This is a genomic window from Roseovarius sp. MMSF_3298 (genome assembly GCF_030733705.1).
Lineage (GTDB): Bacteria > Pseudomonadota > Alphaproteobacteria > Rhodobacterales > Rhodobacteraceae > Roseovarius > Roseovarius confluentis.
In genome coordinates, this window is sequence record NZ_JASHIN010000001.1 from 15188 (window position 1) to 38817 (window position 23630).

The following is a 23630-nucleotide window of genomic DNA, read 5'->3' on the forward strand; positions in this document are numbered from 1 at the left end:
CCAAACCAACGTTAGGCAGGTTTGTACATGATCAGCAACACTGTCCCACCTTTGAAGCTCGTCGCCTACGTGCGGGTCTCGACGGCGCGGCAGGGGAGATCCGGGCTCGGGCTCGACGCCCAACGCAAGGCCATCGACGATTTTGCGGCGGCGAAGAACGCGCAGGTCCTGGCTCGCTTCACTGAGGTGGAGTCGGGTCGCAGGAATAATCGGCCAGAACTGCAAAGATCTTTGGAGCTTGCGAGGCTGACTGGTGCGACGCTCATTATAGCCAAGCTAGATCGTCTTTCGCGCAACGCCGCTTTCCTGCTCACCCTACGCGATGCGGGCGTCCGCTTCGTGGCCTGCGACATGCCCGAGGCCAATGACCTGACCGTGGGCATAATGGCACTTGTCGCCCAGCAGGAAAGGGAGGCGGTCTCTCGACGCACGAAGGAGGCGCTGGCGGCGGCAAAGGCGCGTGGAGTGAGATTAGGCAATCCGAACGGGGCTGAGGCGCTAAGGCGGGCGGGCAAGGGCGGAGAAGCCTTGCGGGCGGCCGTAGCCGCCAATGCGGATGCGTTCGCCGAGGGTCTGGCGCCGATTATCCAGGGACTCCAGGAGAACGGCGTGACGACACTCCGAGACATCGCAGAGGCGTTGAATGACCGCGGGATAATGACCCGACGAAGAGGCCGATGGCATGTCTCGAACGTGCGCGGGCTGTTGGTGCGACTGTCACGTTGAGGTGGTTAAGGCTACGGAAAGAAAATTCATGCCGGTCACAGCGAGCGGCCGCTCTGAAATCATAATGCTCCTTCTCTCCTATTTGGAAATGCCGCCTATCCAAACGAGATATCTCAGTATCAACCGCGCAATCCAGATCGGAGAATTTGATCGGGCGACCAGATATTTCGATGGTGTCTCCATCGCGAACGTGTGTGACCTTTCCGGCTAAATTACCATTGATGGTCTTCGAAGCCTTTAAGCCATCTCGGTTCCAAGCATTTCCGTCTTGAATGCGCGCCGGAAGTTGTTCTTCTGAAAACCAAGCATTTTCGTCGAACCAGTCAATGAGCCCTGCTTGCTCCAATTTAAGCAAGATCGCGAGCACCAGCGCAAGGCCGGCCAAACCTAAACCTATTTGAGGCAAGCTAAGGCGGAATCTTCTCACCTGGCGTCGAGATGCATTGTGCTTCTTCAATTTGAGCCGAGCTTGCCGACCGATGCGTTTCGACCTTATTGTTGCTGTAGTTCAGGTTTACCGATCAAGAAGGGCGTCATTGGAACCGCAGATTCCTCAAAAGACCGTGGAGAAATGGCAACGTATTGTTGACCTGATTGCGCGGGTTGCCGAGGTACCTGCAAGCTTGGTGATGCGCACCAGCGCACCATACCATTCGGTTTTTGTCACTAGCGAAAGCGACAAAAACCCTTATCAGGTTGGCTGCCAGTTCACTTTAAACGAAAAACTATACTGTCACGGCGTTCTTCAAAAGGATGGCGAGTTGTTTGTCGAAGACGCGAGCAGTGATCCGGTATGGTCAGACAATGACGATATGGAGCACGGTATGTCTTTCTATATCGGCTATCCTCTGAAATGGCCGAATGGTGAGATATTCGGAACAATCTGCGTGCTGGACTCAAGGCGCAACCGACGTGCGATTTTGTTTCGGGAAGGGCTGCAGGAATTTGCCAGAGTGATCGAGGCCGATCTTGAACTGTTCACCGAGATGAACCGGCGGATCGAGCTGGAGGCTGAATTGCAGACAACACTGGACGAGCTTGAGCTAAGGGTCATGGATCGCACGGCGGATCTGGAAGAAGCAAATACCGCTCTTCGGGTGCTGTTGGGAAGCGTCGAAAAGGCACGCGAGGAATATGACCTAAAGTTGCTGCGTCAGATCAAGGGTCTGGTGATGCCGCACCTGTCAAAGCTGCGTATCCGGCTGGAAAGTGACCCGATCGGGTCCAACTATCTTGATACGGTCGAAGATCAGCTGAACTCGATCACCGCAAGCGTAAACAGCAAGCTGATGACAATCATGGAAAAACTGACACCGGTCGAGCGGGAGGTTGCTCAAATGATTATGCGGGGGCAGTCCACAAAGGAAATCGCGCGCACATTGTCGCGCGGGCGTAGCACCGTTGAATTTCATCGCAACAACATTCGCTCCAAGCTGGGTCTCAGACATAGCGGGAAAAACCTGCGAAGCTTGCTGCTTTCCCTGCACTGAACCGATAGTCTTTTCACTCCGAGTAATATTTGACGAGCGGAAAAACATGGGGAATGCCCCCATATTATGCTACCATTATTCTAATACGTCACTGATAAACCTTCATTGATACCATCCTGTCATCTGGAACCAAGATCCAGATCTTTGAACAACAACAGGGATGCTAATCATGGACAGAGATTCTCTCAATTTAGAACCGATGGTTATCAATGGCGAAGCGGATGAGGTGGCCAGTGGCATTTCACGCCGCTCCTTCTTTATGGCCGCGGGAGCTGCGGGTGTTGGCGGGGCCACGAGCCTGCTAACTGGTACTTCGGTGCAAGCCCAATCAACCGACTGGACACAGCCCGGCAACAATAACGGTGTGATTGAGCTGCAAAAAACCACCGGAACAGACGTTTCGGGTGCTGTGGGTGTCGATTTCTACGGCCATTGCGCGATCAAAATCACATCGCCGGGTGGCGCGACACTCATGTTCGACCCCTGGCGCGACGATCCATCGGGTGCATGGGGCCTTTGGTTCAAAAACGAGTTCCCCGAGATACCGGTGGATATTTGCCTGTCTACACACACCCATTTTGACCACGATGCCATTCACCGCCCGGTTTCAACCATGGTGCTGGACCGCATGGTAGGGAACTTTGAATTTGCTGATGTTAAAATCACTGGGTTTGCCGATAAACATGTCTGTCGCGCACCTGGCTGGTATAATTGGACAAACGCACTGGGCGAATTCGGCGTCAATGCTTGCCCGCCGGACAATGTCAGCCACATGGATATGGTGGTGTATCTCGTTGAAACAGGCGGCGTCCGAACCCTGATTTGGGGCGACAATCGGCACAATCCACCGCAGGAATTTTGGGATGCGATCGGACAGGTCGATGTGCTGACACTACCCGTCGATGGGTCACAGCACATTCTGGATTACCAGCAAGGCAACGACATTGTCGAGAAGCTTAAGCCGAAGATTATCATCCCAACTCATTACCTGAGTGAAACGACAAGCTTTACTCTGACCACGCTTCAAAGCGCGGATGAATGGGTCAAAGCACAACAAAGCTTCAAGATGCTCGATAGCGCGAGCCTGTCGCTCGAAGCCGGGGATGTCGCCGGTATGGATCGCGAGTTCCTCTATTTTGGGAACCATGCTCTTACGGCTTAACCGTGTGTGAAGGCGGGTGAAGGAGAGCCATATTTCCTTGCCCGCTATTAGACGGGAATCCTGTCAGCGATAGCGGCCGTTTCAAGCTCGCGCAGCGAATACCCGCTTTGTCCTGCTCAGCGGTCATTCGGGCTCCTTTGTGAAAAGTCCGTTCCATTACTATGACTTGCCCCGGTAAGGGCATCATGGCTCTCGTGGCACGGCAAGGGTGAGAGACGATCTCACGGCGCACCTAGGAAGCGATGGCTGCAGCGAAGGCCCGTAGCGTCAGGTTGGGCAATCTGACCGGGGCCACGGTATCGGACAAGCTGGAACGGAGGAGCGTTGAAGGCGGTGCATTGGCGGAGACATTTATCGAACACGCCGGGCGGCACGCATCCGACAATTATGCGGAGAATGCAGAGCTACGTGCAACGAAGCGAATAATCCGATCGATGGACCGGCGCCAGATACCGGCGCTGCGGCTAACCCCGGACCCGATCCAGGTGCGGCTTGGGATCATGAACGAGGCAACAGACTTCAATGAATTGCACCGGCTGCCCAAGCGCCATTCTGACGCCGCGGTCTCTGTATCGGAGTATAGCTATGTGAACACCTGACGGCCGTGGCTTAGTTCGAAACCGATAAGTGGAAGCAGATAGTAGGGCCAACTACGTCTGAAACTGTCCAAACAATGGCGACTAGTTCGCTCACCTGAACCAAGAAAGTCGGCGCAGGTGAGCGTGATGTTTCGTTAACTCTTTGCCGCAGTTTTCGCCTGAGCCAGCCATTCATCGACTACGTCGCGATTTTCGGAGATCCATTTCTGGGCAATTTCCTCGATAGCTTTGTCGGAGTTATCTTCCATCATTTGCCCCTCCCAGCTTGACCAGGTCGCAAGGGGCCATTGCACCGTCTCGGCCAGGCTTTCGATCGCAGGGTTCTCTTCAAGGAACTCCTTGTTGGCGGCAAGCTTCCAGTTCCAGGATCCGGTGGCCATCCGACAGGGATCCTGGTCCCCGGCGCAACCCACCACGCCGGAAACTTCATGGCCACCGCTGGATGTAACGCCTTCCGGTAGGGCACCGTAGGGGATGGGCAGCCAGACCACGTCTTCCCCTGGTTTCAGCTCTTCCGTCACGAAGGAGGGGCTCCAAGTATAATACAGGATAGGCTGTTCTTGCCGGTAGCGGGCGAAGACCTCTGCCAATAGAGGCTCATACGTTGCCCGAATGGATTCCACTGTATCGAGCAGCCCGTATTCCTCGAGCTGATAATCCACCACGTCCCCACAGCTCCAGCCTGGGTTGCAGTTCGCAAGATTGGCTTTGCCGTCCCCATCGGAGTCGAACAGCTTCGCAAGCTCTGGGTCCTTGAGCTGCGAGACCTCGGTGATCCCATATTCCTCCGCTGTCCTCTTATCGATGACGTAGCCATTGATACCGCCACCGCCGCCGATGGTCCCGTCACCAAGTAATGACAGTTCGTCTTCGACTTTCTCGAACTGAAGGGCGCGCTGAGGCATGTTCATGTCGCCTGTGATGTCCATGTCGCCCTGTGCGGCGGCTTGCAGAAAGGCCGCCACACCAATCGTGCGAAGATCCACCTCGTAGCCCAGCTCTTTCATCAGGGTCACCAATATTTCGTCTTGGACGTATTGGGCGCCAAGGCTATCGTTACGTGCAAAGCGCACAGACTTGCCCTCTCCCGGCAGTTCCTCTGCCAAGACCGGGCCGGCGAATGCGATCAGAGCTGCGCTGACAAGACATCTGTTGGTCACGAAATTCATGTATAGTCTCCTGTTGGTTGAGTTGAGCGCACCTGCGCTTTTCTGGTTCAACTTTGCAGGTGCAATTGTGGCCAGTAGAATTCTGTTCATTGATCGGCCCGAATAGGCTCGTCCGAATTTGCCAAATGTTCTTTCCTGCTGCCCGCTAAGGCCCTTTTGATCGAGAAGCGGACACCCTGTTGCGATGGCTTAGGTGAATCTGGCTTTTGGCGGTGGGCAAGAGCTTGAGTCAGACGATCGAGAATTATGGCGAGAAGGACGATCCCGATCCCCCCAATCGCTGCGCGACCCACATCGAGTCTTCCAAGACCCTGAAGCACCACCAGACCAAGGCCCTCTGCACCGATCATCGCTACAATGACGGCCATTACCATGGCCATAAGAACGGTCTGGTTCAGGCCCCCCAGGATTGTGGGCAGAGCTTGGGGCAGTTGCACTTCCCAGAGAAGTTGTCGGCTTGTCGCACCGTAGGCAATGCCAGCCTCAACGAGCTCCTTGTCAACCATTCGAATGCCTAGGTTGGTAAACCTTATCAGGGGCGGCGCTGCGACGATGATGACCGCTACAGCGCCTGGCACTGTTCCCACGCCAAAGAGCATCACGACCGGGATGAGATAAACGAAAGACGGTGTGGTCTGCATGATGTCCAGAACCGGCCGCACGATCCGCCATGCCAATTCACTTCGTGCGCACAAAATTCCAGTCGGGATCCCGATCAGGACGCAGGCGACGATGGCCGTCGCGATAAGCGACAGGGTGGTCATCGCTTCGGCCCAGAGGTCTATGAGGTTAATGAAGATCAGGGCGAACGCAGTAAAAAGTGCAAGGCCGCGGCCACTGATCCACAATGCAAGCAAGGCAAAGGTCACTACGAGAATCAGCGCAGGGACTGCCAGAAGACCGCTTTCAATCGTTTTCAGAAGCGCCTCCACCGGCCAGCGGATAAGCAAGAAGAAGGGACGAAAATTGAAAGCGAGCCATTCGATCCCGGTCTGAATCCAGTCATCGAGCGGGATGTAATAGTTTTCCATTTCAAACATATACGGTGTCCTCTTGGTCAGGGACCTTCGGCCCGGAAATTCCCGCCAACAAAGCCTGTGTGGGAACATAACCTTGATAGCGCCCCTCTTCGTCTGTCACGGCTACTGGCCGACCGCCTTGAGCAGCGCCAGCTATGGCAATAAGCTTGGTTTCCGGTCGAACTGCTGTAAAATTCTGGGACAATTTGCCCGTAGCAGTATCGCGATACCCGATCAGACGCCCCTCGGAATCCAACTCGAAAAACTCGTTTTTTTCGGTACTCATTACGGACAGCGCATCGAAAAGACGGCTGCGGTCCACGTTACGGGTGAAAGCCGCCACGTAGTCGTGGCCAGGTTCGGTCACGACTTCTTGGGGCGCACCTTCCCTGATCAGGGCACCGTCCGACATGATCGCGATACGTGTCCCGAGCCTGAGCGCTTCCTGAAAGTCGTGGGTAATGAAGAGCACCGTCTTGTGGAGTGCATTCTGCAGACGCAGCAATTCGCCCTGCATCTCGCCCCGGATCAGGGGGTCGAGCGCACTGAAAGCTTCATCCATGATAAGTATGTCCGCATCGGTGGCAAGAGCTCGAGCAAGACCCACCCGCTGACGCATACCACCACTCAGAGCCGCTGGCAGATGGGACGCCCAAGCCGATAGACCGACGGTTTCCAGAACCTCGCCGGCCTTCGCATAGCGTTCTCGTTGGCCGATACCTTGCATTTTCAGGCCAAAAGCCACGTTTTCAATCACTGATTTTCGCGGGAACAAGCCGAAGTTCTGGAAAACCATCGACATACGATGGCGTCGGATCTCGCGTAGTTTGTCTAGGCCAACATGGGTGATGTCGTCACCATCCAGCAGCACCTGGCCTGCGGTTGGTTCAAGGATTCGATTGACGCAGCGAGCAAGCGTCGACTTTCCTGAGCCGGACAAGCCCATGATGACCGAGATCGCGCCGGCAGGAACTTTCAGGGACACATTGTCCACTCCCAACACACTGCCGGTTTCGGCCAGAAGTTTGTCTTTGCTGCTGCCCGCCTCGAGCATGCGTAGGGCTTGAGCGGGATCATTCCCGAATATCTTGTAAAGGTTTCGAACCTCTATGCGGTTGCTCACGGTTATATGTCCTCTTTTTCTCATGCGATGGGGCGATCCAGTCGCGAGAATACTGAATCACGATTGAACAGCAGGCAATTGGCTCCGTCTTCCTATCTGGAATAGGAAAAAGACGTCATATTCTCCGTGGAATTGCGGCATTTGCTAGGGTAGCGATAGTGTTACCCTGCCAAAACTTTTGCAAGGTATGCCCGATGCTTGAAAAAACTGAACGACCCGCGCTCGTCATCGTCGATATGCAGAACGATTTTGTCCGTCAGGGCGCTCCACTAGAGGTGCCGGATGCACGTGAAGTTCTGCCGAGACTGACAGGCATACTCACTCTTTTCCGCAAAGCACCTTTACCGGTCGTGCATACGCGATACATTGGGTCACCAAACTACGCGCATCTACAAGATCGCCTGCAATGGTTGAGATTGCTTGAACCACCCATCAATGCTTGCAGGCCGGAATTCAGGCGATACTACACCGATATCGGAGAGGCCCGCGAAGCAGTTGCTATTGTCGATGAGCTGGCACCGTTGGATAATGAAATAGTGATCGACAAACCGTATTACAGCGCTTTTTTTCAAACGGATTTGCAAACGCAGCTCGAAGCGGCGGGTGTCGATGGTTTACTCTTCGCGGGAACGGTTACCGAGATGTGTGTCGAGGACACGGCGCGTCATGCAGTGCACTATGGCTATCACACCGCACTGATTGGTGATGCCGTTGCATCGAACAATCCGACACGTCAACGGGCAACACTCGAGGCATTCTCAGGCAATTACGGCCACGTCGTAAGTTGTGCTGAAATTGAAAAGAAGCTTTCGAGCCCTGCCGGAGTAGTCCAACGTGCCTGACAGCCCTCACTTGAGTGCTTCAGGCGAAAACACCACGCCAGGGGCACAGAAGTTTCGCAAGGTTTCGGAAATTGCGCGATTAATCCACGAAAGCCACGATCTGCACGACGTGCTTCGACGTCTGACGGAAGGCGTGTGCATGCATTCCAACTGGTCAACCAGCACAATCCAGGCGCTGGACCTGAAGCGTGAAATGACGATGCCCATCGTGCGATACGATCCTTTCCGCCCGCAGGCGGTCGCGACAATGCGGGAATGGGAAGCAGGCGGCAGCCCGTTGGTTAGGATCGTGGAAACGGGCAAACCCCTGGTCATGCCGGATGCGTCCGAGCAGGATGGTTATCCCAACTTTCGCGATGACGCACGGCACCGCGGCTATCGCACAGTGGTTCTCATTCCATTGAAATTTCCCGACTCAGAAGGCCGCGCGATCGTCTTTTCCGTCTACGCTTATGAGGTCGTCGAAGTCGATCAGACCGAAATGGGCTTTCTGCAATGTCTTGCGGATCTTGCGGATCTTGCCGTGCGCAGGATGCAGGCCCTGGAAAAGGAGACCGCAGAGGCGCATTCACTGCGCGAAGTTCTGGGCAATCTCACGGACGCCTTGGCCAGCACTCTCAACCTCGAGAAATCCGAAGATTTTGTAAGAGTTCTTTCACGCCTTTTTCCAGGAATGTGGTTCGCTGTGGATCTCACCTCAGGTCGCCCCATCATGGATAAAGATCTCGACTGGCCGCCGCTAGACATGAACCAACGCAACCTGCTGGGCGAGATCGTGCGACAGACGCTACGGGCAGAGTCCTCGAATGGCGGCGAAACTGTTCCCTTGCGATTGGGGAACGGACCACCACGGGATGTGCGTGTGCGCGGGCTGGACATAGACGGTAGCCGCGTCGGTGCCTTGTTCCTCATTGATTCTGGTGAACTAACCCCGCAACAGGAGATTGTCGTTCAGGCCGGGCAGTTTGCTTTGTCGACAATGATGTTGCGCAATTACGTCGCTTTTCGAATTCGAGGTCATGCAGCGCAACGTCTGCTCAAGCGGCTTTTCTCTGGTGAACTTACAAATCAGGAGGAACTTCTGGAAGAAGCGGCAATGCTTGATTTTAGTCTCGATGGCACGATGAGGTTATTGGCAATTCGCTGCCCAGGACGTGATCCGCTTGAGGACGGCGCTTACAGTTTTGTCATACGCAAGGTTCAGGAAACCTTTGGCCAGTCCGTATCCTGTGGATTCGACGGCGCGATTTATTTTCTTTTGCATGATCTTCCGGATGTAGAGGAGAAGAAGTTCCGTGACGGGTTTATGGCGCAGGTTCGTCCGGCGCTTCCTCCAGACGCAGCGATCACACTGTCCGACCCTATACCGGAACTGATCCAGATACCTCATGCCCAGGAAGTATGCCATCGGAACCTGACTTTGGCTGAGCGCATGAAGGCTCGCGGCTGGATAACGGCCCAGAATATTGGAGCGCTCAACACGTTGATGACATCGCTCAGCGAAGCCACGGCTGAGAATTTTCTTGCAAAGACAATTGAGCCAATCGCAGAAAATGGGTCAAGCAAGGGCCAGACCGCACTGAATACACTTGATGTCTTTCTTAATAGCGGACGGCGGCTGCAGGAATCTGCCGATGAGCTGAAAATTCACGTCTCGACCATGCGTTATCGCTTGGAGCGCCTAGCCGAAAAGCACAACATTGACCTTTCAGATTCAGGGCAATGCTTTGAACTCGAACTGGCCCTGCGCCTATACAAGCTGAGAAAGTCCTACAGAACGTAGAAAAAATTCTTCGTTTGCTCCTCGTATTCGATTGAGGATTGAGAGCCGGCACCTTCCCTAGACTGTGTTCAAGATCATTGACCAAGGGAAGTGAGTAGTAATGGCTAGCCAAAGACTCAGCAATGAGGACTGTGACGCACTCAGGCGCGCCTTTGGTGCCTTTGCCACAGGCGTAACAATCGTCACCTGCCAGGATACCGAAGGCAAGCCGCTCGGGTTCACCGCCAATTCCTTTACATCGGTCTCGCTCGAGCCTGCGCTCCTACTGATATGCATCGCGAAGACCTCGACAAGTCTCGAGCACTTTCGCCGCTGCAAAAGTTTTGCGGTGAATATTCTCTCTGCTAGCCAAGTCGACCTGTCAAACAAATTTGCTTCACGGCAGCCTGATCGCTTCGCTGATGTCATGTGGAAGTCAGGAGAAAACGGTGCGCCTCTCATCGACAAAAGCGCGGCATGGTTCGACTGCTTGGTTCACCAATTTGTGGACGCGGGTGACCATATCGTCCTGATCGGACGGGTGAGGGATTTCGACCAGTCTGATCTGGCCCCACTAATCTATCTGAAGGGCCAATATCTCGAGGCGCCAAAGCCGGTCGAGGCCCTGATGGAAACTGCAAATGGCGGCGTTCAGGTGGGCGGACTTCTGGCCGGTTCAGAGGGTGTTTTGCTGCAAAAGGTGAACGGTGCCTGGACGGTTCCCATGGGGCGGCCGCAACCGGGCTTTAGAGCCGCGCGCACCAGCCTTGACAATTGTTTGAGTGAGGCGGGCGTCGATGTGAACTGGAACGTGCTCTATTCGGTTTTCGATGAGCCCAAGGGCGACGGCACCTGGATGTTCTTTCACGGATCATTAGACGGGACGCCGGACTTGAAAGACGGCTATCGCATCTTTGCGCTCGACGAGCTTCCGGTTGATGAGATGCCGGTTCGTGGCATGCGATCGATGGTGCGCCGGTATCTGAGCGAGAATCGCGACGGTGCCTTCAGTCTATATGCCGATGCGCCGCGCCGCAGCGGACATATCGCGCGATTTGCGGGTCAGGCAACCCCGTGGAGTGATGTATTCAATTTGGAAGAGAAGCGAACATGACACAATTTACGACCGATAAGATCGCGGGAAACTGTCTGCCGATATTCGTCAACAATGACTTCATCACGTCAAAAGGTGAAACATTCGCGAGCTTCGACCCCGCAACCGGGAAGGAATGGTCCCGTATTGCAGACGCTACCACGGAGGAAGTGGATGCAGCGGTCATGGCTGCACGCGCTGCTTTAAAGAAACCGTCCTGGCGCGACATCTCCCAATCGGAACGCGGGGCGCTTCTGGGCCGGTTGTCAGAGCTCGTCAGCGAGAACGCGGATCGCCTTGCGCGCCTCGAAACACGCGACAATGGCAAGCTGTTTCGCGAGATGCAAGCGCTGGCGAATGCGGTGGCTCTGGGGCTACGATACTTCGCCGGCATGGCCGACAAGGTGGAGGGCACCACGATTCCGGTAAACAAGCCGGACATGTTGAACTTCACGATCCGGGAGCCCATCGGCGTTATCGCGACCATCGTGCCATGGAATTCGCCCCTTCTGCTGTTGAACCGCGCCATGGCCCCTTGTCTGGCGCTGGGAAACACGATGGTTGTGAAGCCTTCGGAACATGCCTCTGCTGCGGTGATGGCAATCGCGGAACTGGTGAAAGAGGCAGGATTTCCCGAAGGCGTGTTCAACGTGGTGACCGGTTACGGCAGCACTGTTGGTGACACTTTGGTGCGTCATCCCGAGGTGGACAAAGTCGATTTCACCGGCGGACCGGCTACCGGCCGGATTATCGCGAAATCAGCTGCCGAGAACCTGACGCAGACGGCATTGGAGCTGGGAGGCAAATCGCCCCACATCGTCTGCGAAGATGCCGATCTGGACCGCGCGGTAAACGGCGTGGTGTCGGGCATTTTTGCGGCGGGAGGGCAAACTTGCGTCGCGGGGTCTCGCTGCCTTGTGCACGAAAGTATCTATGATGAAGTTCTTCACCGTTTGTCCGAGCGCGCCAATGCGATCAGGATCGGCTCCCCAGACGACGATACCACGCAGCTGGGCCCTCTTGCCCTCTGGGCGCAGGTCGAGAAAGTCGGACAGTTCGTGGAAACGGCCAAGGCGGAAGGCGCGCGGCTGATAAGTGGCGGTGGCCGTCCAGAAGGAATGGGTGACGGCTGGTATGTCGAACCCACGATCTTTGCCGATGTCACAAACGAAATGACGCTGGGCCGCGATGAGGTTTTCGGGCCGGTTTTGGGCGTCATGCCCTTTTCCGACGAAGATGACATGATTGACAAGGCCAATGACACCCGCTTTGGCCTCGCGGCAGGCATATGGACCGACGACATGAACCGCGCGATGCGCTTCATGCGGCGGATCGAGGCTGGCATGGTCTGGATCAATACCTACCGCAGCCCTTCGATGATGTCCCCCTCAGGCGGATTCAAGGAAAGCGGATACGGAAAGCACAATGGCTTTGCCGCGATCGAAGAATTCAGCCGCATCAAAACCGTGGTGATCGACTACTCGGGCCAGACGCAGGACAGCTTCGTCATGCGCGTCCAGAAGTAATTCAGCAAGAACGGAGCAATATCATGAAATTCTCAGTTGCCATCAACTTGGGGCGCATGGATGCCTCGAAGCCGATGGAGGAAGTCGCATCGGAAGCGTTGGAACTCGTGCAGATTGCCGACGAGGGAGGTTTTGACGTCGTCTGGACAGCCGAACACCACACAATCGAGCTGACAATTTCTCCCAACCCGTTCCAGTTGCTGTCGCACTGGGGTGCCCACACTAAGAAGATTCGCTTGGGAACTGCGGTCGTCGCCGCACCGTATTGGAACCCGGTCAGACTTGCCGGAGAGGCTGCCCTTTGTGATGTGCTGACAGGTGGGCGACTGGAATTGGGTTTGGGCCGAGGCGCCTACCAATACGAGTTCGACCGAATGGCAGGTGGCATGGAACAAGGGGAAGGCGGCCGCTATCTGCGCGAGATCATTCCTGCTGTCCAGGCTCTGTGGGAGCGCGACTACGCTCATGACGGTGAACTCTGGAATTTCCCCGAAACTGCTTGTGTGCCGCGACCCATTCAGAAACGCCCGCCGATGTGGGTTGCCGCGCGCGACCCCAACACATTCGAATTTGCTGCGCAAAACGGATGCAACATCATGTCGACCGCGTTGCGCAAGCCCTTCGATGAAGTGCGCGACCTGCAGTCCAAGTTCGTCCAGGCCGCCAGCCACAGCAAGGGCCCGATCGAACATGCCACGCTGCGCACAGGGTGCGTATATGAAGATGACGCCGGACGTGATGACGCGATCCGCGCGATGATCGATTTCGGTCGCAGTTTCGAAAACCTGTTCAAGAACATCGGGGAGGTTCGGCATGGATACCCGGAGGCTGTGGATTTCGACATTGTAGCCAACCGCGGTGAATATCAGCCCGACGCCCTAACCGAGAATATGCTTTTGGGCACACCGGAAGAGATTATCGCCAAGATCAAGAAATATCAGGAGGTTGGTGTCGATCACGTGATCCTGGGCACGTCCTTCTTCCTGCCGCACAAGAGAGCACGGCGATCGCTGGAACTGTTCTGCGAACATGTGATCCCGTATTTCCAGAACACAGGGAACGCGGCTGGCAAGCCGGCAATGGTGGCTCAGGGCGGATAGGGTCACATGGAAATCTATCACACGCCTGAAGGAGCCGCTTTTGCCTACGATCGCAAGGGTGAAGGACCTGCCGTTATGCTGGTGCACGGCGTGGGGTCCAATCGCGCCGCCTGGGATCCAGTTTTTCCTCATCTGGATAAGAGACGAACCTATCTGCGGCCTGATTTGCGCGGTCACGGGGAGAGCGCACGATTGACTGGTCCCTATACGCTCCGTGGTATGGCCGCTGACGTCATCGCGCTGGCAGATCACTGTGACCTTGAGCGCTTCGCGATCGTCGGCTTTTCATTGGGCGGGCTGATCGCGCAGCGCATCGCCTTGGATCACCCTGACCGGCTGAATGCTCTTTGCCTTTTATCGACAGTTGCGGGGCGTAGCGCGGACGAGCGCGAGCGCGTTCTTCAGCGTCGCGATATTTTGCAGCGCGAAGGCCCCTTGACCCACCTCGCCAACGCAGTCGAACGCTGGTTCACGGAAGAGTTCATTGCCAAGAACCCGGAAATCATCGCGCGACGCCGAGAACAAGCTCGGGCGAATGACCCCGAGTGCTACATGGCCGCTTACAATGTCCTGGCTGAAAGCGACCTGGGAGATCAACTGGACCAGATCAAAACACCGACGCTGGTGATGACCGGAGAGAATGACATCGGATCGAACACCCGGATGGCTCGACTGATGCATGATCGAATCCGCGGCTCCGAACTAGTTGTCCTCGACAAGTTGAAGCACTCGATCCTGCTAGAAGCCCCCCAAACCGTCGCCAACCATCTCAACAAATTTCTGGCACCCCATCTGCCTGACCATTCCTAAGGGAGAACTTCTCAATGCAACCTAGAGTCAGAAAATACGTCTCCCACATGGAAACTATCCTGGTGGAAGGCGGAAAATCAGCAGAGCGGCCGCTTCGTATCGCGGCAGTTGCCGCCGTTTTTGAGAATCCTTGGGCCGGACGCGGCTTTGTTCAGGATCTCCGGCCGGAAATACACGCGATGGCACCGGTCCTCGGGCAGGAGATGGTGCCGCAGCTCATGGAACTTTTGGGCGGCGCCGAGAAGGTGGAGGCTTTTGGCAAGGCTGCGATTGTCGGCGTGAACGGCGAGATCGAGCATGGTTCGGCTTTCATCCACACTCTGAGGTTCGGCAATTACTTGCGAGAAGCGGTGAAGAGCGCTGAATTCATTCCGTTCATCAATACACGCGGCGGGCCAGGACAATTGGTGACGTTTCCGCTGAAAAGCATATCGGAGGGCGGGGCTCGATCGCATTTCCTGTCTGCTGAGTTTTGCGTCGCCGACGCTCCGGGGCCGGATGAAATCTTGATTGCGATCGGCGGTGCGACTGGAGGACGCCCTCATGCTCGAATTGGCGATCGCTATCAAGACATGGAGGACTTGGACACCGACCAAACGAAAGTTTCTGAGCTTAGCTAGTCAAACTTCGAGGTGTAAAGGTTTAGAGTCCTTTTAAGTTCGGTGACATGCCTGCCTGCGCTCAAGTCATTGCGCTTCAATCTTAACGAGATGATCGCCCAGAGCCACGGCAAGTGACACTTTGCGCCAACAAAAAGCAAAGTAGTTTCCTAACAGGAGAACGTTGGACTTTGGTCCCGTTCGCTCCGCCACTTGCCCTTTAGAAATTGTTTTCTAGGTCCGGGTTCGGTCGGACTTTTCCTTTGTTTGCGAGGGTTCTGCGGGAGGGGCTGAACGCTGCGCCGCTGGCAAGCTTGGCGAAATCTTATTCCGGGGGTCGCTATTCTTTAAACCTCATGACTGTTCCAAACTGGCGAAGTTTTCCAAAGCTGTGAAAGTTTGCTCTTTTTTCGCTGGGAATAGCTTTGCACGTCGACGCCAGTGTCCGCCGGCTCTCTTTTGATGAAGCGCGCATCGGCCTTGGGGTGTTTCGGCGGCACCAGCCGGTTCATTTGGCGAAAGACGCCGCCGCGCGGACGTTCAGAACGAAGTCGCGCAAGCTGCGGTCACGGTTGATCTATAGGCTTTGCCGCCAGAGCGTAAAGCCGGGCTGGGGCAGAACGTCACCGTCGGTGACATCGCCGACTTCGCCCCGGGCATCGGCTGAGACCAAGTGGATCGTCCGGGACGAGCGCATGTCAGAGTGCTTTGCACAGGCGCAAAGCGTCGTAAATCGCGGCGTGGGTGTTGCGCGACGCCACCGCGTCACCAATCCGATAGAGTTGATAAGTGCCGCCATCGTTGCGCCGCAATTCCTGCGTGCGCCCCTCGATCAGCGCATCATAGTCGACCTCTCCCAGGTTGGAGGATCCCGGACGGAGGTCAAAATACAGATCGTCGAGCGGCAGGGTGCCGTGGTTCACGACCACCTGATCGACATGTCGATGCCGTGTCACGCCGCCGTAATCGCTGTCGATGGTGGCCAGAAGAGCGTTGCCTTCGCGCTCGACCGCGGCCAGCTTCCAGGTTACCGTGAACCTGACGTCGCACTTTTGCAGTTCTCGCATCGCAGGGGTCAGGGGCATGCCCATGACCTCGGGCGCAAAACTGCGATCGCGGGTCATGATCTCGACCTTTGCGCCGGTGGCGGCGATCTTTTCGGCAGCCTGAAGCGCGGCAAAGTCACCGGCCTCGTCATAGATAAGCACATCTGCACCCGGCTGGGTGTCTCCCGAGAGGATATCCCAGCTGGAAACGACAAGCTCCTCGCCCCCGCCCGGAACCTCGACCTGCGGCAGGCCGCCGGTGGCGACGATAACCACGTCCGGGTCTTCTGCCAAAACGGTCCGGTCATCGGCGAAGGCGTTGAAGTGGAAGGCCACTCCCATGCGCGTACATTCCTCGAAACGCCACTGTATCAGCTGGAGCATCTCCTTGCGGCGGTCCGTCTGCGCGGTGAGGCGCACCTGACCACCGGGGTCGTTCGCCGCCTCGTATACGATCACCTCGTGACCGCGTTCCGCCGAAACCCGGGCGGCCTCCAGCCCTGCAGGCCCGGCGCCGATGATGACCACACGGCGGTGGGTGTCGACCTTTTCTATCTCGTGCGGCTGCTCGGTCTCGCGCCCGGTGGCCGGATTGTGCAGGCAAAGCGCCATACCCCCTTGGTAGATACGGTCCAGACAGTAGTTGGCCCCGACGCAGGGGCGGATGCGATCTTCCTCGCCCCGCATGATCTTGGCCACGATATGCGGCTCCGCGATATGGGCGCGGGTCATGCCGACCATGTCCAACTTGCCCGAGGCGATGGCATGGCGGGCGGTCGCCACGTCCTGGATCTTGGCGGCATGGAACGTGGGAATCTGCGCCTCGGCCCGGATCTCGCCGGCGAAATCCAGATGTGGGCTTGATCGCATGCCCTGCACAGGAATCACGTCCGTCAAAGCGGCATCCGTTGCCACGTAACCCCGGATAATATTCAGGAAATCGACCATCCCGCAGGATTTCAGGCGCCTGGTGATCTCGATTCCGTCTTCCCGGGTGATCCCGCCCGGCTTGTCTTCGTCCGCGACATATCGGATGCCCACGATGAAGCGCTCGCCCACGCGGGCGCGGATCGCCGTCAGCACCTCCATCGTGAAGCGCAAGCGGCTGTCGTGGTCACTCGCACCGAAAGGGCCGTCAAGTTGGTTGAGCTTCGGCGACCAGAACGCATCCATCAGGTGGCCATAGGCCTCGAGCTCGATCCCGTCGAGACCGGCGGCCTGCATCCGTTCGGCGGCGTCGGCGTAATCCTCGATGATGCGCGCGATATCCCAGTCCTCCATCTTCTTGGGATAGGCGCGGTGTGCCGGCTCGCGCGCATGGCCAGGCGCAAGGCTGGGCAACCAGTCACCGCGGTCCCAGCGGGTACGCCAGCCCAGATGGGTCAGTTGGATCATCACCGCGCAACCATGCTCGTGACACGCGTCGGTCAGCGCCTTCATGTGCGGCACGACCTCGTCGCGGTAGGCGAGGATATTGTTGAAGGCTGGCGGACTGTCGCGTGACACCACCGCCGAGCCGGCGGTCATGGTAAGCGCAACGCCGCCGCGGGCCCGTTCGGCGTGGTAGGCCCGGTAGCGATCGGTCGGGAGGCCATTCTCTGGGTAGGCGGGCTCGTGACTGGTGATCATCAGCCGGTTTTTCAGTGTCAAATGTTTGAGCTGGAACGGTTGAAGTAGGGGGTCGCTGGTCACGGGCTGGCTCCTGTGCTGACACTGGGACACTCGAAAAAATGTGCATTTGTGTCAATATCGAGTTCACTGTTGTATATTTTCATTTGAGGATCGGCAACTTGCCCTTTATCTATGAACATGCGTATGGATGACATCTCGGTAGATGAACCTGAAAAGACGTCGGGGTGGCGCGGCTCGCGCGAGCTTTGGCTCACGGCGGCCAAGCAGGCCTTGTTGGAAACAGGTCTCGATGCGGTCAAGATCCAGCCGCTCGCCAGCCGCCTGAACATTTCCCGCACCAGTTTTTATTGGTTTTTCAAAGATCGCGGCGCACTTCTGGACGCGCTGCTGGAAGAATGGGATGCCAAGAATACAGGAGCCTTCGCCGATGCCTCCGACGCCTATGCCGAGACGATCACCGAGGCCATTCTGAACCTGATTGCGGTCTTTCATGACGAGGCTTTGTTCGAGCCCCAGCTTGATTTTGCGATCCGCGGCTGGGCACACCAATCGACAGAGGTGATGACCAGGGTGAATGCATCGGACAAAATCCGGCTTGACGCGATCAGGCGCATGTTCGAACGGTTCGGGTATGACAGAAGTGATGCCGACGTGCGCGCAAGGACCGTCTATCTGACGCAGATCGGGTATATCTCGATGCAGGTTCAAGAACCCCCCGAGCTCCGTATGGCGCGGGTGCCCGGCTATGTCATGACGTTTTGTGGCATCGAGCCTGCGCCGAACGAACTCGCCAGGTTCCACGCGCGCCTTGGTGCGCGTCCGGCGGGGCAAAGTACTGAACGCTGAAAGAAAAGGCAGCTCTCAGGACATTAAGCGTACAGAGCAAATTGCACACTGCATGTGCGGCGATGCACCTTGCCATTAAGGACAGGTTCGCTGATTGCGTCGATTAACAAGAAGTTCGACATGGGCATGGCTCACTGTTCTTGGCGCGGTTCGTTTCAGCGGCAGCGAAAGCTCGGATCCGATGTTGTCGCATGGCACGGCGCGACGGAGTGCTGGAACGCGTGATCGGAGAATGCGAGTCAGCTGTGCAAATTGCGAAGCCGAGCCGAAAGCGACTGCCGCGCGCGTTAGTTCGGTTAAGGAAGAATAGTACGCGGGACTGTTTCAGATTCCGCCAAGCTTTGGGAGAGTGCGACGATGCCGGCGCCGAAGAACGAAAAATTCCCATTTGCCGGGTCCGGCCTGCGCGCACTTGCACTTATTGCATGTCTGTCCGTTTTGTCGCACGACGCTGCGGCCCAGTCGGACGATGCCGGAGCGGCGGCGTCGCAATCCAAGCCGGTCGGCGTGATTGTCCTCAATGCGCAGGACGTGCCCTTCGTGCTGACCGTGCCCGGCCGTGCCGTGGCTTTCCGCGAAAGCGATATTCGCCCACAGGTGACTGGTGTGATCGACGAGATCACCTACACGCCCGGCACTGAGGTTGCGGCGGGTGATCCGATGTTCCGGATCGAGAGCGACACATTTGCCGCCGACAAACGCGCCGCCGAAGCCTCGGTTACGCGGGCGGAGGCGGCGCTGGTCACCGCCAGAAACACACTGGAGCGCTATCAGACACTGAGCGGCCGGTCGGTCAGCCAGACCCAGGTCGACGATGCGGAAGTGGCCGTGCTTTCCGCGGAAGCCGACCTTGAACAGGCCCGCGCCAACCTTGAAATCGCTCAACTTGAGCTCAATCGGACCGAAATCCGCAGCCCCTTCGCCGGCGAGCCCAGCGTGGCCGCGATTTCGATTGGAGCGGTGGTCACCGCGAACCAGGCCGAGGCGTTGGCGACAGTCACGCAACTGGACCCGATTTACGTTGACCTCATTGAATCGAGCGCCCGCGTGCTTCGAATCGAAGAGATGATCCGGTCCGGCGCGCTGCGCGTCAACGGCGACATCGGCTTTTCATTGACGCTTGAGACAGGCGAGACCTACCCGGAGCCTGGGCGCCTGGTGTCCGACAGCGCCCGGGTGTCCGAGACCACCGGCACGCTCGCCTACCGCGTCGAGTTTCCCAACCCTGATCGGGTTATCCTTCCGGGACAGTTCCTGCGCGCTGACGTTACGCTGGGAATGCGCGAGGCCTTTCTTGTGCCGCAACGCGCCGCACGTCGCACAGCCGAAGGACTGCTGACATTCTACGTGGCCCGCGAAGGCAAAGCCGTGCTGGTCGAAACTCGCGATCTGGGAAGCTTTGAGAATGCCTGGGTCGTGGCCGAAGGGCTGCAGGAGGGCGATCAGTTGATTGTGGACGGGCTGACACGGTTGCGCAGTGGCGCGCCAGTGGCCCCCAAGCAGGTCAGACTGGATGACGCCGGACGCGTCGTTGAAGAAGAGGGCTGAACGTGGGAGCCTTCTTTGTCCACCGCCCCGTCTTTGCATGGGTAATTGCCATCGTCACGTCGATCGTGGGCACCTTCGCCATGATCAGTCTGCCGGTATCGCAATATCCCGAGATCGCCCCGACGACCGTGCGCGTGGAGGCGACCTATCCTGGCGGTACCGCAAGCACGCTTGAAAGCACGGTAACACGGGTGATCGAGGACCGACTGACCGGCCTGGACGGTTTGCTTTACACGACGTCGACATCTACCGCTGGCAGTTCGTCGGTCACTATGGTTTTCGACGGCTCCATCGAACCCGTGACTGCACAGAATGATGTGCAGGTTCGCGTCACCCAGATCGAGTCCCAACTGCCTCAGACGGTGCGGGACCAGGGTGTGAACGTAACCCGGTCCAGCTCGTCGCTGCTTCTGGTAGGTGCCTTGGTATCCGAAAACGGGGCGCAAACCTCGACCGACCTTGGCAATATCTTCACCGGCCAAATCGAAAGCACGCTTTTGCGACAGGATGGCGTCGGTGGTGTGAACCTTTTCGGCTCGGGCTACGCAATGCGCATCTGGCTCGACCCGTTGTCGCTCGCGCGTTACCGGCTGACTGCGTCGGACGTTGTATCGGCGGTCGAGGCGCAGAACACTGCCGTCGCGGTCGGCGCTTTGGGCGACCTGCCGCTGGCGGACGGCCAGCAGGTCACAGCGACGATCACCGCGCAAAGCCAGCTTCGCACGGAGGACGAGTTCGGCCGGATCCTGCTTCGCTCCGGGCTGGGCGGGGACGCGGTCTATCTCAGCGATGTTGCCCGCATCGAGATCGGCAACGAAAGCTATGCCACCGAGGCGTGGCTCGACAGGCAATCCGCGGTAGGATTCGGCGTCAATCTGCGCACCGGCGCCAACGCGCTCGACACGGCCGAGGGGGTGCGCGAACTCCTTCGCTCGATCGAGCCCAGTCTGCCCGAGGGGGTCGCGGTCGAGATCCCCTATGACACCTCGCCTTTCGTGGAGCGGTCGATCAACCAAGTTTACATGACCCTGGTCGAAGCGGTGGTGCTGGTCCTGATCGTGCTGCTGATTTTTCTGCAAACCTGGCGTGCGACGATCATTCCGATCATCACGGTGCCCATCGTCCTTCTGGGTACGTTCGCGGCGCTGTCGGTGCTGGGATACACCGTCAACACTTTGACCATGTTTGCGCTGGTGCTGGCGATCGGCCTACTGGTGGACGACGCCATCGTGGTGGTGGAAAACGTGGAACGGCTGATTGCGGAAGAGGATCTGGACCCGGTTACCGCGACTGTGCGCAGCATGAAGCAAATCACTGGCGCGCTTATCGGGATCCTGGTGGTACTTGTCGCTGTGTTCGTGCCGATGGCGTTTTCCGCGGGTTCGGTCGGGGTGATATATCGGCAATTCTCGATCACGATAATCACCGCAATGGTCCTGTCGCTCCTGATCGCGCTCAGCCTGACACCGGCGATGTGCGCGCAGCTCTTGCGCAAACGCGGCGACGCGCGGTTCTTCGCCGCGCGGTGGTTCAACAGCGGCCTGTCCGGCCTGGTCGCAGGGTTCACCGGCTTGGTCAAGCGGCTGGTGCCTCTGCGCTTTGTGATGCTACTGGTCGTCGGCGCCATAGGCTACGGTGGCTATCTTGTTTACGAGCGCATGCCAGGTTCGTTCATTCCGACCGAGGACCAGGGCGTCGTTCTGAGTCTTATCTCTCTGCCTGCGGGAACCACGGCGCCGGTCACCGAGGCGGTGCTGAACGAGGTCGAGACGCATTTCCTGGAAAACGAACCCGACGCGGTCGAGGCGGTCTTCGGCGTTCGCGGTTTCAGCTTTGCCGGCAGCGGTCAGCATCAGGCGATGCTGTTTGCCCGGCTAAAGGATTTCGACCTACGCGAGGATCCAAGTCTTTCGGCAGAGGCGGTTGCAGCCCGCGCAAACCAGGCGCTTTTCGGTCATCGCAGTGCGCAGATCTTCACCATACAGCCCCCCGCGATTCCCGGCCTGGGCACGTCGGGCGGATTTAGCATGTATCTGCTCGATCAGGGCGGGCAGGGGGCGGATGAACTGATCGAGGCCGCGCAGCGCCTGACGGGGGCCGCCGCGCAGGACCCGCGCCTGACGGCGGTTCGGGCCGACGGGATCGACACCGAAGCCTCGCTGTCACTGGATATCGACCGGCCCAAGGCCGAGAGCTTCGGCCTCTCGGTCGACTCCGTGAACGCGATGCTGTCGATCATCTTCGCCGGACGTGACGTGAATGACTTTCTTCTGGGCAACGATCTGCGGCCAGTGATCGTTCAGGCCGATGCGCCTCACAGGATGCAGCCCGAGGATGTCGCGTCCTGGTACGCGCGAAACAGCGATCAGGAGATGGTGCCCTTCTCCGCCTTCATCCAAAGCCGGTGGGAGCAGATCGCGCCGGTGCTGACCCGATATGACGGGCTTGGCGCAATCGCGATCTCCGGCAATCCCTCGCAAGGAGGCAGTTCGGGCGACGCGATGGCGGCGATGGAGGAAGTCGTAGCCTCTGAGACACCGGAATATGGCGTCGGCTGGGCCGGTATAAGCTTTCAGGAGCGCGCCGCTGGCAGCAACGTGGCGATGCTTTATGCCATTTCCGCATTGATCGTCTTTCTTGCCCTGGCTGCGCTTTACGAAAGCTGGATGGTGCCCCTGTCGGTAATGCTGGCCGTACCGATCAGCCTGACCGGTGCGCTGACAGCCTCTTGGTTGACCGGGCAATCGAACGATGTCTACTTCACCGTAGGGCTTCTGACGACAATCGGTCTGGCATCACGGAACGCCATCCTCGTTGTCGAGTTCGCGGAAGAAGTGCTGCGCGAGACGGGCGATATCGTGCAGGCCGCCGTCACCGCGGCACGCCAGCGGCTGAGGCCGATCCTTATGACCGCCCTGACCTTCATGCTCGGCGTCATGCCCCTTGCGACCGCCAGTGGCCCCGGCGCACAGGCTCAAAACGCGATCGGTATTGCGGTGCTGGGTGGCATGGCAGCTTCGACCTTCGTGGCAACACTGTTCGTGCCGCTGCTATACGTACTGGTCAAGACGTTGGCCGCGCGGGTCTCGAAACAGGCCAGTTGAGGATGCGTTTTGCCGGTCGCCCAGCAATCCTATACGTTTCTCTCAACACAACATTGAGGGGAGCGCATGAAACCAATTCGTTCAATTGACCGGCGTGTAGCAAATATACGGGACGCAACTGCTTTCGAACCCTATGACCCCGTCACGGAGCCGGGAACCTCGATCCTAAAGCTGAACACCGCGATGCCGCGCGACGTGGGTTTCTACATCTACAGGATGGAGCCGGGGGCAAGGTCGACCCCGCACCGTCATGGCGGGGCCGAGGAATTCGTGATGCTCGAGGGTGAATTGATCGACAATGACGGCACGGTCTATCGGCAAGGCGATGTCGTCTGGCTGGCACCGGGAACCGACCATGTTTCACATACCGAGACGGGATGCCTGATCGCCGTTTTCTCGGAGGGCGAGGAAACCCCGCTGGTGGGGTAAGGTGA

At 57.7% G+C, this 23630-nt stretch carries 19 protein-coding genes; 15 read left to right on the plus strand and 4 right to left on the minus strand.

Annotated features, from left to right (window positions below):
- The first annotated feature begins 27 nt into the window (after window positions 1-27).
- The 4 genes from RBB18_RS00090 (at window position 28) to RBB18_RS00105 (ending at window position 3977) form a co-directional block, all read left to right on the plus strand.
- Window positions 28-726 carry a recombinase family protein gene (locus RBB18_RS00090; RefSeq protein WP_306110419.1) on the plus strand — a complete coding sequence of 233 codons (699 nt, stop codon included), beginning with the start codon at window positions 28-30 and terminating at the stop codon, window positions 724-726.
- A gap of 536 nt (window positions 727-1262) precedes the next feature.
- Window positions 1263-2216: a LuxR C-terminal-related transcriptional regulator gene (locus tag RBB18_RS00095; RefSeq protein WP_245890366.1), complete on the plus strand. Its 954-nt coding sequence runs from the start codon at window positions 1263-1265 to the stop codon at window positions 2214-2216.
- A 169-nt stretch (window positions 2217-2385) separates the two neighbouring features.
- Window positions 2386-3378 (plus strand): MBL fold metallo-hydrolase, encoded by a 993-nt coding sequence (locus tag RBB18_RS00100; RefSeq protein WP_306110420.1) that lies wholly within the window; start codon window positions 2386-2388, stop codon window positions 3376-3378.
- A gap of 242 nt (window positions 3379-3620) precedes the next feature.
- Window positions 3621-3977, plus strand: a complete 357-nt coding sequence (locus RBB18_RS00105; protein ID WP_306110421.1) for a hypothetical protein — start codon at window positions 3621-3623, stop codon at window positions 3975-3977.
- 134 nt (window positions 3978-4111) lie between these two features.
- Here RBB18_RS00105 and proX read toward each other — a convergent pair whose 3' ends face one another.
- From proX to RBB18_RS00120, 3 genes are all read right to left on the minus strand, one after another.
- Complete coding sequence (proX, locus tag RBB18_RS00110; protein WP_306110422.1) at window positions 4112-5146, minus strand: glycine betaine/L-proline ABC transporter substrate-binding protein ProX; 1035 nt, start codon at window positions 5144-5146, stop codon at window positions 4112-4114.
- Window positions 5147-5232: 86 nt separating this feature from the next.
- On the minus strand, window positions 5233-6186 hold the full coding sequence (locus RBB18_RS00115) for a proline/glycine betaine ABC transporter permease (protein ID WP_306110423.1): 954 nt from the start codon (window positions 6184-6186) through the stop codon (window positions 5233-5235).
- Entirely contained in the window at window positions 6179-7288 is a 1110-nt protein-coding gene (locus RBB18_RS00120) for a glycine betaine/L-proline ABC transporter ATP-binding protein (RefSeq protein WP_306110424.1), read from the minus strand. Before RBB18_RS00120 ends, RBB18_RS00115 begins: the two co-directional genes overlap by 8 nt.
- Window positions 7289-7482: 194 nt before the next feature.
- On the opposite strand from RBB18_RS00120, the gene RBB18_RS00125 reads away from it, so the two are divergent.
- The 7 genes from RBB18_RS00125 (at window position 7483) to RBB18_RS00155 (ending at window position 15041) form a co-directional block, all read left to right on the plus strand.
- Window positions 7483-8130 (plus strand): cysteine hydrolase family protein, encoded by a 648-nt coding sequence (locus RBB18_RS00125; RefSeq protein WP_103761352.1) that lies wholly within the window; start codon window positions 7483-7485, stop codon window positions 8128-8130.
- Complete coding sequence (locus RBB18_RS00130; RefSeq protein WP_306110425.1) at window positions 8123-9913, plus strand: helix-turn-helix domain-containing protein; 1791 nt, start codon at window positions 8123-8125, stop codon at window positions 9911-9913. The genes RBB18_RS00125 and RBB18_RS00130 overlap by 8 nt, the downstream gene beginning before the upstream one ends.
- A 100-nt stretch (window positions 9914-10013) precedes the next feature.
- Window positions 10014-11006, plus strand: coding sequence for a flavin reductase (locus RBB18_RS00135; RefSeq protein WP_306110426.1), 993 nt, complete (start codon window positions 10014-10016; stop codon window positions 11004-11006).
- Entirely contained in the window at window positions 11003-12511 is a 1509-nt protein-coding gene (locus RBB18_RS00140; protein WP_306110427.1) for an aldehyde dehydrogenase, read from the plus strand. Before RBB18_RS00135 ends, RBB18_RS00140 begins: the two co-directional genes overlap by 4 nt.
- Before the next feature lie 23 nt (window positions 12512-12534).
- A complete protein-coding gene (locus RBB18_RS00145; protein WP_103761348.1) occupies window positions 12535-13611 on the plus strand; it encodes an LLM class flavin-dependent oxidoreductase in 1077 nt (358 codons plus the stop codon).
- Between the two features lie 6 nt (window positions 13612-13617).
- The gene (locus tag RBB18_RS00150; protein ID WP_103761347.1) at window positions 13618-14421 is read left to right on the plus strand and encodes an alpha/beta fold hydrolase; all 804 of its coding nucleotides are present in this window, start codon (window positions 13618-13620) and stop codon (window positions 14419-14421) included.
- Between the two features lie 14 nt (window positions 14422-14435).
- Complete coding sequence (locus RBB18_RS00155; RefSeq protein ID WP_103761346.1) at window positions 14436-15041, plus strand: amino acid synthesis family protein; 606 nt, start codon at window positions 14436-14438, stop codon at window positions 15039-15041.
- 677 nt (window positions 15042-15718) lie between these two features.
- On the opposite strand, the gene RBB18_RS00165 is transcribed toward RBB18_RS00155, so the two are convergent.
- Complete coding sequence (locus RBB18_RS00165; RefSeq protein WP_306110428.1) at window positions 15719-17758, minus strand: NADH:flavin oxidoreductase; 2040 nt, start codon at window positions 17756-17758, stop codon at window positions 15719-15721.
- A gap of 123 nt (window positions 17759-17881) precedes the next feature.
- Between RBB18_RS00165 and RBB18_RS00170 the strand changes: the two genes are divergently transcribed.
- From RBB18_RS00170 to RBB18_RS00185, 4 genes are all read left to right on the plus strand, one after another.
- Window positions 17882-18544, plus strand: a complete 663-nt coding sequence (locus tag RBB18_RS00170) for a TetR/AcrR family transcriptional regulator (protein WP_103761856.1) — start codon at window positions 17882-17884, stop codon at window positions 18542-18544.
- Window positions 18545-18901: 357 nt separating this feature from the next.
- The gene (locus RBB18_RS00175) at window positions 18902-20092 is read left to right on the plus strand and encodes an efflux RND transporter periplasmic adaptor subunit (protein WP_274591939.1); all 1191 of its coding nucleotides are present in this window, start codon (window positions 18902-18904) and stop codon (window positions 20090-20092) included.
- Window positions 20093-20094: 2 nt separating this feature from the next.
- Window positions 20095-23196 carry a multidrug efflux RND transporter permease subunit gene (locus RBB18_RS00180; protein ID WP_306110429.1) on the plus strand — a complete coding sequence of 1034 codons (3102 nt, stop codon included), beginning with the start codon at window positions 20095-20097 and terminating at the stop codon, window positions 23194-23196.
- A gap of 66 nt (window positions 23197-23262) precedes the next feature.
- The gene (locus tag RBB18_RS00185; protein WP_211286094.1) at window positions 23263-23625 is read left to right on the plus strand and encodes a cupin domain-containing protein; all 363 of its coding nucleotides are present in this window, start codon (window positions 23263-23265) and stop codon (window positions 23623-23625) included.
- The last annotated feature ends 5 nt before the right edge of the window (window positions 23626-23630 follow it).